We start from the raw sequence: 14,358 nt of genomic DNA, 5'->3' as shown, positions 1-14,358 counted from the left end.
TTAAAAACTAACTTGTAAACCTAAAATAAACTGGAAGGCAGACGGATAATAGTTGTATCCTCCTCCGAAAGTACCCGGCGTCAGTCCGTTCACTTCGTAGGTAGAAGGGTCTACACCGGTGAACTTCGTGAATGTATAAAGATTGTTGGCTGTGCCGAACAAACGTATCTTTTCAATATACTTCTTATTCAGGTTCATGGTATATCCTAAAGTGATGTTGTCTATCTTCAGGTAATCACCCGGTTCGATGAAATAGTCGGTAATCACATTCTTACCCGTCATGATATGCGCATTCTTCGAATAGGCGGTAGTCAACTGGTTGGTACTCATACTCTGCAAGCCGAAATAGAAATCGTGCACATTGAATATATCAAACCCGGCAGCACCACGGAGGGCAACAGTCAAGTCGAAGTTCTTGTAAGTGAAGTTGTGCGTCATAGAACCGGTGAATTTCGGCAAACCGTTTCCGGTCACTGCCTTGTCTTCTTCCGTACCCTGCGCAACAGGAATCACATTTCCTTTCTTGTCATAAATCAGCCAGTCACCCTTTTTATCCACTCCTGCATAGCGGTAGGTGAAGTAGTTGCCGATACGTTCGCCTTCTTCAATCCGCTGCAAATATCCCGGATTGTTAGGATTCGCCATGTTGCAGGTGGAGTAATATTTCTGTCCCTTGTATACATCATTGGAGAAGCTGACAAACTTATTGTTATTGGTAGCTCCCACTAAGGTGAAACTATAAGTGAAATCCTTTGTCCGGACAGCATTTACGGTTATGTCAAGCTCGAAACCGGTATTGCGCAATGTACCTACATTGGCATAGATAGTAGAAAACAAATTGGGCGGAACCGATACGGAATAGCTACCGAGCAAATCGCTTTGTTTACGGTGGAAATAGTTAAATGACCCGGTCACTTTGTGCTTGAAGAGCGAGAAGTCCAAACCGATATTCTGATTGTGCCCTTTCTCCCAACGGAGTTCCGAATTGACATTCTTACTCGGTCCCCATACATGGAAGTTGTTGCCGCCATACTGATACCAGCCATAGGCTCTATAGGTTGCCAAAGACTGGTAATTACCTATTTCCTGATTACCTGTCACCCCATAGTCATAACGCACTTTCAAGTCGTCAATCCATGAGAGTCCTTTCATAAACTTCTCATCCGAGATACGCCAGCCGACAGATATCGCCGGGAAATTACCCCATTTATGATTCTCACCAAAGCGGGAGGAACCTTCGTGGCGTAAAGAGAAAGTGAACAGATAGCGCTCTTTCCAATCGTAATTGACACGTCCGAAGAAGCTGATTAATTTATGGTCATTTTTATAAGAACTCATCATGGTTTTTCCTTCTTTGGCTGCTTCCAGACCGGAGCCCAGATTATTGTACGTCAATCCGTCGGAAGAGAAGTCCCAGTTTTCGGCTCCCATACCCGAACTTACCCCATAATTGTAGCTATAACCTACCATTGCACGGATTTGATGATCCTTGATGCGTGTAGAGAAGTTGGTCACCCATTCGAGATTGTTGTTAGTGTTTTTATCAAAGTCACGGCTCGCTTTTCCGGCAACGCCCGAATTGACATTGGGACCATAAGTAGACGGAATGAACCATCCGTTGAACTTATCCACCTGATACTGTGAAACAGTAACCTGTGATTTCAAGACCATGTTCGGATTATTAGGATTGAACAACGGCAACAAATTAACGGCAGCAGTAGCATTCCATTCCAGCAATTTAATCTCTGTGCCATTCTCTTCCTCATTCAATTGTTCGACAATATTCGAGCTGTCGCCTCCAGACGGAAAACGATAATATCCGTTAGCTGATTCAGGATCATAAACCGGCATTGTCGGATTATTCTTGATGACACTGCCATAGACACTGGCTGACTTGTTCCGGTCGATGACACGGGGAGTCATGTTAGCTGCAAAGGTAAACAGGCCGTCTTTCGTTGTGTGGCTGATGGTAGCACGCGCACCATATTCCCTACGGTCGGAACGCAAGTCAATTCCCTGCGCTTTGCGATAATCGGCTGTTACACGATAATTGGTTCTCGCATTGCCTCCGGAGAAGGTCAACGTGTGCATGTGTGTCACTCCCAAACGGGTAACGGCATCAAACCAGTCCGTACTGGCTCCCATATCGGAAAGTGGATTGGAAACCGTGCGGTAAGCACGATATTCTTCCGCATTCATAATGTCGAGCTCTTTCTTTGCTTTATTGAAGGTGACGGCAGCACTGTAAGTCGTATGCACTTCCCCGTCACGGGTTCCTTTTTTCAGATTCACAAGGATCACACCGTTGCTACCCCGTGTACCGTAGATAGCGGAAGCGGCACCGTCTTTCAACACATCGATCGATTCAATATCGGCGGGATTGATATTCGTCATATCGCCTCCTGGCACTCCGTCTACAACAATCAACGGGCCCAGCCCGGCATTACGCGAAGATATGCCACGAATCTGGATACTTCCCGTACTGTTCGGATCGGCCAAAGCCGTATTGGAAACAGATACACTGGATACTTTCCCCTGCAACAGCATGGAAGCATCGAGACTGGAGATTTGATTCAGGTCTTTCGCACCGACATGGGAAATAGCCGAGGTCATTTCTTTCCGTTTCATCGTACCATAACCCACCACTACCACTTCATTCAACGCTGTGGATTCTTCTTTCAACACGATTTTCAGTAATTGCCGGTCTTTGATAGCCACCTCTTGTGTCTCATAACCGATATAGGATATTTTCAGGCGACCGTTCTGCGGAGCATTCACCTGAAATTTACCGTCGATATTGGTGATGGTGCCTTGTTTCGTCTCTACAACTACCACCGAAGCTCCGATGACAGGTTCCCCCTTTTCGTCGATCACCGTACCGGATATTTTACGTTCCTGCTGCACTTCTAAAGAAGCTCCTCTTGCCTGAATACCGGAAAACAGCATCAGCAATATACCTAACAGACAGGTACACGTTTTGAAATGAATATTTCTCATAAATAGATGATTTTTATATTAGATGATAAAGTTAACGAAGCCCTCTTGCCTGTAATGCCGGAATCAACAAGTCCGGTAAGTCCGTCTGTATCATACATACCATCGGATAGATTTGCAAGAGTTCATTCAGATAATCCTCGTTCAGTGTCCATTCGGATACGCTACTGCCACTTGCCGGAAGCATATTTACCGTAGCAAGCATTCCGTCATTGATTGAACTTCCCAAAGGAGTGCTTTTTCCGTTTGTCAGGTAGCTGTATTGCACAAAGTAATTGCCCGGCAGCCCTATCATCGGTTTATGACTTCCTGTCCATGTGTACACGTGCGCTTTAGGAGTAATGCCCAATACTTCTTCTGCTTTCTGCGCACTGTTACAATAGAAAAATACAGATTCCATCATATCCAGTTTCATCACGATATCCACCACCTGCTGCGAAGTAGCCGTGCGCGGAGAGTAGTCGAGATTGTAATAAATTCTACCTCGGCCTGCTTTCAGAAACTCTTCCAGAGTAGGCATTTTTTCATCAGTCACCCGGCCATTCCGGTCTTTTAGGTTGTACTTCTGTAATTCCGCATAGGTCATTTTTGTGATGTCGCCTGTGCCATCCGTAGTGGCATTAATGGTTTGGTCATGGCATACCACTACCACTCCGTCGCTTGTCACATGAGTATCACACTCGATCACTTCCGCGCCCGAATCAATGGCATCTTCTACGGAAGAGACTGAATTTTCGGGAACAGTCCTGTCCGACGTGTGCGCCCGGTGTGTCATGACCCATACTTTTTTGTTGTCCGGCTCTCTGAATTGCTTCATCGCCTCCGTCAGTGCCAACAGATTATAGATACGGATTCTCTTCTGCACCTCATACTGACCTGCTGTAACATGCAATGTGTAGTCGCCACTTTGGGTATAGGCATAAGTGATAGGGGTAGCAGCTTTTCCTTCCTTGACCGTCCCGTCACCAAAATCGACAGTAATATCGGTATTTCCATCAATGTTGTTGAATTTGACCTCCACCACTTCTTTCAGCAGGGCACGGGTACTTACTTGCAGGTAAGGATTCTTTTTCACAGGATCATCGTCAGAGCAAGCGTTGCAAACTATTCCCAATAGAATAGCCCAACAGCATAACCAGCTTATCGGCTGGCGTTTTGTTCTTCTTCCTTTTTCCGGAACAAAAAAATGCAGTAATTCATTTTTCATTTGTATTTCTATAAAGGTTAATAAAAAAAGAAACTCCCGAAGGCGGAACCTGTTCGTTCCGTTCGGTTATGACAAAAATAGAGGGAAATGCCCCGATAAAAAATAGCAAAGGGAATATAAGTGGAAATCTACAATTCTCTCAAAGAAATAACCACTTGATTATTAATATCTTATTTCTAAATAAGCTCACATTAAAAGGTAGATTGGGCACAGATTTTATTAACGGATTTTTGCCACCAAATCTTCAAAATCGTCTCGTGAAACACGTGCTTTTGTTTTTACTCTCGAACGGTAATTATAGATTGTATTCACTGAGTAATGCAGAAGTTCCGCAATCTGCGAACTGTCTTTTATTCCCAAACGTATCAAAGCAAAAATACGCAGTTCGGTATTCAGTAATTCATCCGGTTTCAAAACGATTTGTTCTTCCGGCAATAATAAGGCATTGAGAGATTCCACGAAATTAGGAAAGAGATGCAGGAAAGCGGAATCAAAGTTCGCATATAATTCTTGCACTTCAACGGTTACAATGTCATTGCTAAGATGTGTCATCTTGAGCAATTCTGCCACTTGTCCGCGTTGCAGTTTCTTGTTTACCAGCTTTCTGTACGCTTGCAAACGGTCTACATATACAGAGCACAGTTTGAAGAAACGGGCAATATAGGCTTCTTTAATGAGATTGGACTCGGAAAGCTCGAGATTGGTGGAACGAAGATGACGGTTCACTTCTTCGAGTTCTTCATTTAACGAGAAAAGCCGTTCGTTTACTTCCTGCAATCCTTTTTTCGCGATGGAAAGGGCTTTCATCTGCCGGTAGATATAGATTAATGCGATCACCAACAGTAATGCCAACAAGGCTACGCACGCAATATAGATCAGTAATTCCCGGTTCTGTTGCTTGATAATATCCTGATAATTCCCGTTTATCATAGAAAGCGGGGTGATATTCATCCAGCTCCGCAACCGCGTTTTATAGAATTGTGATATTTCCCATGAGAAATTGATATAGTCATAGGCACGTTTCAAATCTCCTTTTCTATTCAGTTCTTGTGCCAGTACCATCAAAGAAGATTGCTCCTTAATGGCGGAACGCACATCTGAAATGGCTGAAAGCACCAGATAATACAAATGCTCGTCTTTCTTGCCCATGCTCTCAAAAAGGCGGAAACGCTGATAGGCTACCAGTGCATATTGAGGCGTTCCGAAAGAAGATTCCGCAAGCCGACGGTCACTGAATTCAAGAGCCTCATCGTATTTTCCGGCTTCTCTTAATTGCGTCTCACGCAACCACAGGTATGTAGCCGAGGACGGATCTAAAGTGACCTGCATCGAATCACGGTAGGCATGGCTCAATTTTGCATAGCGGGAAGCAAACATCTTATATCGGGGTTGTGCCGCTCCTGCTTCGAAATATACATGCTCGTAACAAGTATAGTAATATCCCAAAAGTGACGATGGCAATGTCTGACGATCAATCGAGTTAAGTATATCCGCTGCTTCCATATACATTCCGATAGAGGATAACAGATAGGATAGTTCCAATTGAATGTTAAGTTCCCGCTCTTTGTCATTCAACTGGCGAGCCAGCAGCATATTTTCATTCAGATAGTGGAGTGCGGAATCGGAACTGTATGCTTTATATTCAAGATAAATATCATTATTCAGATGATAGCGTTCGACAGAAACGGGAGGTGTCTTTCGTGCTTCTTTTTTCAGTTCATGGAGTTTGTTCTCTTTGATCTGTACATAAATATCGGCTTCCTTAATCGTTTTATCAAGCACATTCAACAATGAATCCAGGCTTTCACCAGCAAAAGCCGAATAACAGGAAAAGAAGAGCAAAAAGCAGAGTAGACAGTTCTTTTTCATTGGGCGGATAGACTTTAGTGAGTATGAGATGATAGAGATTAACCGGACAAATGTAGAGAAAATCTTCGTAACCTAACTATAAATGGCTCATAAATTAAAGGAACAAACAGACTATTATAAAGAAAAAACAGAAGCCAGACAGAGTATATGTTACATTATTATTAATAAAAATGAGTCTTACTCTATCAGACAAATCCATTCCCAGATACAGACCTGATGAAAATAAATACCATATTACCAATCCAAGCTCTTACCAATAAAAGTATTATCTTTGTTGCATGAAAAAGTTAGTCATTGTAGGATGTGGACGACTTGCAGAAATCGTTGCGAATGCAGTTGTCAAAGGCTTATTACCAGATTATGATTTGGTAGGTGTCTATTCGCGTACGGCTTCAAAAGCAGCGCACATCGTTCATAAAATGCAGCAACATGGCAAGCCTTGCATTGCTTGCGCCACATTGGAAGAGTTATTAGCATTAAAACCAGATTATCTGGTGGAATCGGCCTCTCCTGCCGCTATGCGGGAATTGGCTTTGCCAGCATTGAGAAACGGAACCTCTGTCATTACCTTGTCTATCGGTGCTTTGGCAGACGAGACATTCTATCGGAAAGTGGCAGAAACAGCCAAGGCAAATGGTACACGAATCTATATCGCATCCGGAGCTACCGGTGGATTCGATGTTTTAAGAACTGCCTCTCTGATGGGAAATACGACGGCCCGCTTCTTCAATGAAAAAGGTCCTAACGGACTCAAAGGGACTCCCGTTTATGATGATTCTTTGCAAACGGAGCAACGTACCGTTTTCTCCGGAAGTGCTGCGGAAGCTATTCGTCTCTTTCCAACCAAAGTGAATGTTACAGTTGCCGCCTCACGAGCTTCTGTCGGTCCGGAGAACATGCAGGTATCCATACAATCTACCCCCGGATTTGTGGGAGATACGCAAAGGGTAGAAATCAAAAATGACCAGGTGCATGCCGTAGTAGACATTTATAGTGCTACATCAGATATTGCAGGGTGGTCAGTAGTGAGCACCCTGATTAATATCGCTTCACCCATTGTATTCTGACAGATTGGCCAATACTTTTGCGCTCAGGCGGTCAAACGCCTGACGCGTGCGGCCAGTAGACACCTGCATACAACGTACATGCGGGTGATTGAGCAGTTGCTCACTCCCCAACGCACCAATCGTATCACAAAAGCAAAGGTTATCACCTTCCAACCATTCAGCGAAAGCTGCCTCATCCCATGCCGGCGACAAACCGGTATTGAATAAGATTTTCCGATTACCCATCTGCCTGAATTCCTCTTCATGCAGCAGAACCGTATTTTTATTAAGGCAACAGCAAATGACTTCACTCTCTGCAAGGAGTTTCTCCAACGGCAAAAAGCAATATCCTTTGGCAGTAGCCGCTTCTTTCTCACTGCGGGCATAATATGAAATATCAGCACCAAAGAACTTCAAAGCGTCCGCTATCATGCCGCCCGACTTACCCAATCCGACTATTCCGACTTTTAAGCCGGTGATCTCACGAGGTAACTCCTCCCACGATTCCTGCCCGAAGCCATGCAAACAGCGCACCAACTCACTGACGACATATTCTACCACTCCCTCATCACCATAATCCCGGATACCTGTTACCGTGATACCCCGTTCATTGGCATAGCGAATATCGACATTCGCACTTTCGGGAGAATAGAGCGAGCAACACATTCCAATGTATTTCACATTCAGACAACATTCAAGTACATACCGGTTGATACGGGAGGTATAACTCAAAAGCACCGCATCGGCATCTCCGATACGGGCAATGATTTCATCATCACTCGCGGGTACATCAGGATACATCACCACCTGACCGGCAAATGAATACAACGCTTTTTCGGCCGACGGAACCAGACTGACCGGCTCTATAGCTACAAGTTTCTGAAACATCGTTTTTTTATTTTAGAAGTATTATAAAAACAAACATACACGGTTACCGGATTAGCAACCCAACATGGGCGCTAAGATACAAATTTCTAGCCATAATATCATTTAATGATGGACGATAACAGTATGTTTTAGACACACGAACGCAAGTTAAACATATCCAATCAGAGTTCACTACTCGCCATCCGGTTCCTTTCGTGGCAGTGCTATAAAATGCATCTGATTACCCCGTCCCTCCCGCTTGATAATGCCTTCGGCCGCAAAAGATTTAAGATCGTCCAATGCAGTATTCTTCAAACGCCCGGTAAGTTCTGTATAAGTGGTTCTTGTGATGAAGCCATGCTCTCCGATATATTGCAGGACGAGTTTCTTCAGGTTCTCCCTGTCCCACTTACGCGAAGTATTGAAATCGACACACTTTCTGCGCTCCAAATCTCCGCGAATACCTACACGCATACTCTTGGAAGCACGGAAATTCACCCCGTTGAAAGCTACGGATTCAGAACGAATATCATTCTTATTTGCTACCAATCGGGAAGCTTTCACTTTGGCTGAAAAGAAACCGAACTCTCCCAATTCAACGCGGTATCCTTCACCCAGATATTGCAATACATCCTCTTTCAGTTCTATAAGGATACCTTCTATCACTCCTTCCTTAAATCCGGTTCTCTTAGCAACGCCACGGATCAATCGTTCTGCCGGAATCGTTCCACTGTAGACAATGTCGGCATACATTGTTTCCGTTTCTCCTTCCTTAGTAGTCAAGGCAGGCTTCTTCTTTAAATTGTAAAAGGCCATAATCTTATTATTATATTTAAGACTTTTCAGTGCAGAGAATAAAGATTTTCAGTGCAGAGAATAAAGATTTTCAGTGCAGAGATTTATCATAGTTTATGCACTCGGGTAGTTGTCCAGTTGTAACGGGACAATAGTCACCTTATAGAAAAACAAATATCACCTTATAAAGTGATATTTATCACTGCATAAGATGACCACTTGTCTTTGCAAGGGTAAAAAACAGTAAAGATACAAAATTAATTAGCGGAAAGCAAGAGACGGTACAATAAAGCTCAATATATGATTGTAATATGATTGCAAAATAAAATTCATCTGCCAACTACCGGACATCGGTTTCTCTTTATTTATTCACATAGATTTGTTTATTTCTAAATTATTTCAGTACATTTGCCTGACCTACTTCTATTACAGAAAGGATGAAAATAGACGAAATACAGTGCATAAAAGAACTACGCAACGGCTCTTACCAGGCTTTTACCCAGATTTATGAAGCCTACGCCGACCGACTTTACAGCTTTGTTCTTAAACAACTAAAAAATCGTTCCCTGGCACAAGATATTGTTCAGGATACCTTTTTACGCCTATGGGACAACCGTAGCCAACTGAATAGCTTTGGCAACCTGCAAGCCTTTATTTTCACTATTGCCAAACATCAGGTAATCGATTATTTCCGCAAACAAGTCAACGAACTACAATTCGAAGACTTTATGGAGTATTGCGAGAACCAAGAGAGCGATGTATCTCCAGAAGACCTATTATTGTATGATGAATTCCTGCAACAACTGAAGAAATCAAAGAATATTCTGTCACAACGGGAACGAGAGATTTATGAACTAAGCAGAGAAAAACATATTCCAGTCAAACAGATTGCCGAGCAACTGGAGCTTTCCGAGCAAACAGTAAAGAACTATCTGACTTCCGCTCTGAAGATCCTTCGCAGCGAAATAATGAAATATAATATTCTCTTTATTTTCTTCTTATAATATCGTCACTGCAACACATCACAAGGGGAAGGCAATAATATCTTCTCCCACAAAAAAGATCTCTATCTGATTTTTATGTTATAAAACACAAAGAAATCATAGTACTCTCTTATTCCATTCACGTATAACCAATAGAAACACCTATAATATGGCTACACATTTTAAAGATTTATACCGCCGATATATGGAGAAGGGACTACCTTCTTCTGACTTGAGAGAGTTCAAAAAAGAACTTGACCACATACCGGATGAAGAACTTTGGAATACCATGATAAACATGGAAAAAGATTCTGCACCGGAAATCGGGATGCCCCCCATGATGAAAAAGCAGATACGTAAGGAACTTCATCAAATCATCTGGAGAAGACGCTGGTATCAATTTGCGAAATATGCCGCTGTCATCGCTCTACTCGTCACCTCTTTCTTCGGCATATATTCCTTATTCGATACTCCAAGTTCGCAACAAATGATAACTGCCAATGTAAAACCCGGCAGCAAATCAGAGATCATATTGCCGGACGGAACAAAAGTGCAACTGAATGGTGCCACTACCATCAGATATGACGTCAATGATACAGAACAACGACTCGTACATCTATCAGGAGAAGCTTTCTTCGATGTAGCCAAAAGCCCGGACTGTCCTTTCAGAGTCATGGTAAATGACTTCCAGATCGAAGTATTGGGAACTTCTTTCAATGTGAATACATATAAGAAAGATGTTATCGAAACCTCTCTGCTTACCGGAAAAATTAAAATATCCGGCGGCTCTCTCCCGCACGAATATACGCTTACTCCCGGTGAAAAAGCAACCTACTCCAGTGTAGACAAAGCCCTCAAAATTACAAAAGCTGATGTGCATGTAGAAACAGGCTGGTGTAATGATTATCTAATTTTCGACTCCGAGCCTTTAATTGATGTTATAGAGCAAATAGAACGGTGGTATGGAGTAGAAATAGAACTAAAATATCCACAGATTGCACAAGATTTACTGTCCGGTTCTTTCCGCCATGAAAATATACAGAATGTTATCCATTCATTGAGCCTTCAGTATAAATTCAAATATGAGATACATAAAGATAAAATCATTATTTATTAACCTCAAAAGAAAGGAGCCTATGAAAGATATAATATAAGCTATTTAAAGAAAAACAACCAAAGAATCGCCCAATCCTTTGGTTGTATGAAAGTCGATAAAATTAATCCATTAAAACATGAAAAAATAGTATCAACTATGAATTACACAAAGTTAATTTTTTCCTTTAAAAAGAGGAGACATAATCTCCTTATTTTTAGAAACTTTACCATTTTGCTCACTGGAATGATTTTACTATCCACAACAGAAGCATTGGCACAAAAAGGAAATGTGTCGGTAAACATCAATAATGGTACGGTGAAAACATTCATAAAGGAGATCGAGAAACAAACCCGGTATACATTCGTTTATCGGAACAATGTCCTCAACGACCAATCGAAAGTGACCGTCAACTGTAAAAATAAGCCTCTTGATCAAGTACTGTCACAAGTATTCACTCCATTAAATGTTTCTTATTCGCTTAATAACAATACCATAGTATTAGTGAAGCAAGAAGTGCAACAACAGAAAAAAAACGAAAAGAAAACCATCAAAGGTACTGTGACAGATGGAAAAGGCGAACCGATTATCGGAGCCAATGTAATACAGGAAGGTGGCATCGGAACAATTACAGATGTTGAAGGAAATTTCACCGTCACAGCAGACCTATCCAAGCCGTTGGAAATATCCTACATCGGATACAAAAAGAAATCTATCCGCATCGGTGCTTCACCAACAATCAACATAGCGCTGGAAGAAGATGCACACGTCATGGATGAAGTTATCGTCATCGGATATGGCTCCAAAACCAAGCGGGATGTTACCTCTTCCATTGGAACTTATAAACCGGGAGAAGTCAATGTCCGCCAGGTATTAGGTGTTGACGAACTGTTGCAGGGACGCGTATCCGGAGTGAATATAACGTCAGCATCCGGTGTACCGGGAAGTAAAAATCGGGTCAGTATCCGTGGAATCGGTTCAATTACCGCAGGTAACGAACCACTATATGTAATTGACGGAGTACCTATCAACAATACGTCAGGAGATACTGGTGCTTGGGGAGCACAATCAATGAACGGTCTGAATGATTTCAATCCCTCCGACGTAGAATCTATACAGATTTTGAAGGATGCAGCTTCCGCTGCTATTTATGGCTCACGTGCAACAAATGGTGTTATCCTGATAACAACTAAAAAAGGAAGCAAGGGACAGGCCAAAGTAAACATTGACACGAATGTTAGTTTCTCCAACCTGACCAGAACAGACAAACTGGATATGACCGACACTGATCTGTTTCTGGAAGTTCTGAACGAAGCTATCGACAACTATAATCTGCAAACCAACAGTACGCAGGCACGTATTGATAACCCTGCACCGGGAAAAGCACAGACAAACTGGCTCGATCTGGTACTTCGTACGGCTGTTACCTACACGACTACCGCGTCTGTGTCAGGCGGAACAGATAAAACGAATTATTACTTGTCCGCCAATTACAAACACAACGAAGGTGTAATTATCAACAATCAGCTCAAACGTTACAATTTGAAGGTTAATCTGGACACGGAAATCAAAAAGTGGCTCAAGGTAGGAACCGCCCTGAATTTAAGTTACTCGCGTAATAACCGCGTTCCCACCGGCTATAATATAGGAACCAGTGTCATTACCCGCGCCATCGAACAACGTCCATGGGATTCCCCTTATCGTCCCGACGGAGAATATGCTGTCGGAGGACAGGAGTTGGCCAACCATAACCCGATACAGGCTCTTAACGAAGAAGATGTATATATCGATAATTACCGTGCCCTCGGTTCACTCTATATGCTGTTTAACATAACGAAAGACTTGAACTTCAAAACTACACTCGGAGAGGATTTCAACTATACGGAAGAACACATTTATTACACAGCCGATCACCCCTATGGCAATAAAGTAGGAAAGCTTATTGACGGACGAAAATCTTATGCGAGTACTTTATGGGAAAACGTGCTCACTTATAAACACTCCTTTGAAGAAGATTTCTCTCTGGACGTCATGCTGGGGCATTCTATACAAAAGGATGTAACTTCCTCAGCCGCACAAACGGGTATCGGATTCCCCTCTCCTTCTTTTGACGTCAACTCTGTTGCTGCCGAATACTCGGATATAAGTACAGGACTTTCTTCATTCCTGCTCCAATCATTCTTCGGCCGTTTAAGTCTGAACTACAAGAACCGCTATTTACTAACGGGAACCATGCGTGCTGACGGTTCTTCCAAATTCATATCCAGCAATCGCTACGGATATTTCCCGTCTGTCAGCGCCGGTTGGAATTTGGGAGAAGAATCTTGGTGGAAATATCCACAAACCGATGTAAAGTTCCGCGCAAGCTGGGGTTGCACCGGTAATCAGGGAGGTATCGGCTCTTATGCTTATCAAGCATTAGCCGGTGGAGGGTACAACTATAACGGTGAGAACGGTTTAGGACTGACTACTGCAGGCAACCGCGATCTTAAATGGGAAAAAGCCCAACAAGCTGACGTCGGAGTAGACCTTTCTTTTTTCAGAGGTGCGATCACATTCACAGCAGATGCATTTATCAAAGATACCAAGGACTTGCTTTACCAAAAGCCAACTCCTGCTACATCGGGTTATACCAGCCAGGTATGTAATATCGGATCAATGCGTAATAAAGGACTCGAATTTACCTTAGGAGCCAACCTTAGCAAAGGTTCATTCTCATGGCATTCAGATTTCAATATCTCCTTTATCAGAAATAAACTGACTGCGCTTCTCGACAATAATGAGATATTGACAACCAGCTCGATGCACGCCCTTAAAGTCGGCGAACCGATAGGGTCCTTCTATATGATTAAGTGGAAAGGTATTTACCAGTCGGATGATGAAATTCCTGCCAAGATTTACGATCAGGGCGTAAGAGCAGGAGACTGTATTTACGAAGATGTGGATGGTAACGATGTCATAGACGAAAACGACAAACAGTTTGTCGGCTCGGCTAATCCAAAGTTCACCGGTGGTTTCAATAACACATTCAAGTACAAAGGCGTTGACTTGAGCCTGTTCTTTACATTTTCGTCAGGCAACAAGCTCTATGAACTGTGGACCGGAGGTTTACGAATGGGTAACGGTACATGGCCGATACTGAAATCATCTGCAGAATCCCGTTGGACGGGACCAGGCAGTACTAACGAAAATCCGCGTGCCATTTATGGTTATACGTGGAACTCAACCAAGTTTGTCAATACCCGAATGTTACACGATGCATCTTATATCCGTTGCCGTACAGCTTCTATTGGATATACCCTCCCAAAAAGTTGGATTAACCGGATACATATCGATAATCTACGCATATATTTCCAGGCAGATAACCTCTTCATATTAACGAAGTGGCCGTATCTGGATCCGGAAGTAAATGTAAGCCTCTCTGCAACCAATATGGGATATGATTATCTCTACCCATCCCAACCGCGTACGTTTACAATAGGTGTCAATCTTAAATTCTAACAG

General features: G+C 42.8%; 9 protein-coding genes. 4 read left to right on the top strand and 5 right to left on the bottom strand.

Features of this window, described 5'->3' with window-relative positions:
• The 3 genes from HMPREF0106_RS03380 to HMPREF0106_RS03390 form a co-directional block, all read right to left on the bottom strand.
• Window positions 1-2,997 carry a SusC/RagA family TonB-linked outer membrane protein gene (locus HMPREF0106_RS03380; protein ID WP_008023865.1) on the bottom strand — a complete coding sequence of 999 codons (2,997 nt, stop codon included), beginning with the start codon at window positions 2,995-2,997 and terminating at the stop codon, window positions 1-3.
• A 31-nt stretch (window positions 2,998-3,028) separates the two neighbouring features.
• A complete protein-coding gene (locus HMPREF0106_RS03385) occupies window positions 3,029-4,201 on the bottom strand; it encodes a glycerophosphodiester phosphodiesterase family protein (protein WP_008023863.1) in 1,173 nt (390 codons plus the stop codon).
• Window positions 4,202-4,420: 219 nt separating this feature from the next.
• Window positions 4,421-6,070 (bottom strand): DUF6377 domain-containing protein, encoded by a 1,650-nt coding sequence (locus HMPREF0106_RS03390; protein WP_009040959.1) that lies wholly within the window; start codon window positions 6,068-6,070, stop codon window positions 4,421-4,423.
• Between the two features lie 278 nt (window positions 6,071-6,348).
• Between HMPREF0106_RS03390 and HMPREF0106_RS03395 the strand changes: the two genes are divergently transcribed.
• Entirely contained in the window at window positions 6,349-7,137 is a 789-nt protein-coding gene (locus tag HMPREF0106_RS03395) for an aspartate dehydrogenase domain-containing protein (RefSeq protein ID WP_009040958.1), read from the top strand.
• Here HMPREF0106_RS03395 and HMPREF0106_RS03400 read toward each other — a convergent pair.
• Together HMPREF0106_RS03400 and HMPREF0106_RS03405 are read right to left on the bottom strand one after the other, a co-directional pair.
• Window positions 7,120-8,004, bottom strand: a complete 885-nt coding sequence (locus HMPREF0106_RS03400; RefSeq protein ID WP_004309884.1) for an NAD(P)-dependent oxidoreductase — start codon at window positions 8,002-8,004, stop codon at window positions 7,120-7,122. The genes HMPREF0106_RS03395 and HMPREF0106_RS03400 overlap by 18 nt on opposite strands.
• Before the next feature lie 171 nt (window positions 8,005-8,175).
• A complete protein-coding gene (locus tag HMPREF0106_RS03405; RefSeq protein ID WP_008023859.1) occupies window positions 8,176-8,799 on the bottom strand; it encodes an HU family DNA-binding protein in 624 nt (207 codons plus the stop codon).
• Window positions 8,800-9,215: 416 nt separating this feature from the next.
• Here HMPREF0106_RS03405 and HMPREF0106_RS03410 point away from each other — a divergent pair, with 416 nt between their 5' ends.
• The 3 genes from HMPREF0106_RS03410 (at window position 9,216) to HMPREF0106_RS03420 (ending at window position 14,355) form a co-directional block, all read left to right on the top strand.
• On the top strand, window positions 9,216-9,782 hold the full coding sequence (locus tag HMPREF0106_RS03410; protein ID WP_008023858.1) for an RNA polymerase sigma factor: 567 nt from the start codon (window positions 9,216-9,218) through the stop codon (window positions 9,780-9,782).
• A gap of 148 nt (window positions 9,783-9,930) precedes the next feature.
• Entirely contained in the window at window positions 9,931-10,878 is a 948-nt protein-coding gene (locus tag HMPREF0106_RS03415; protein WP_009040957.1) for a FecR family protein, read from the top strand.
• Window positions 10,879-11,100: 222 nt separating this feature from the next.
• Window positions 11,101-14,355, top strand: a complete 3,255-nt coding sequence (locus tag HMPREF0106_RS03420) for a TonB-dependent receptor (protein ID WP_009040956.1) — start codon at window positions 11,101-11,103, stop codon at window positions 14,353-14,355.
• Window positions 14,356-14,358 lie beyond the last annotated feature (3 nt).

The sequence above is a fragment of the Bacteroides sp. D22 genome, assembly GCF_000163675.1.
Taxonomy (GTDB): domain Bacteria; phylum Bacteroidota; class Bacteroidia; order Bacteroidales; family Bacteroidaceae; genus Bacteroides; species Bacteroides xylanisolvens.
This window is presented reverse-complemented; position numbering and strand designations above follow the sequence as displayed.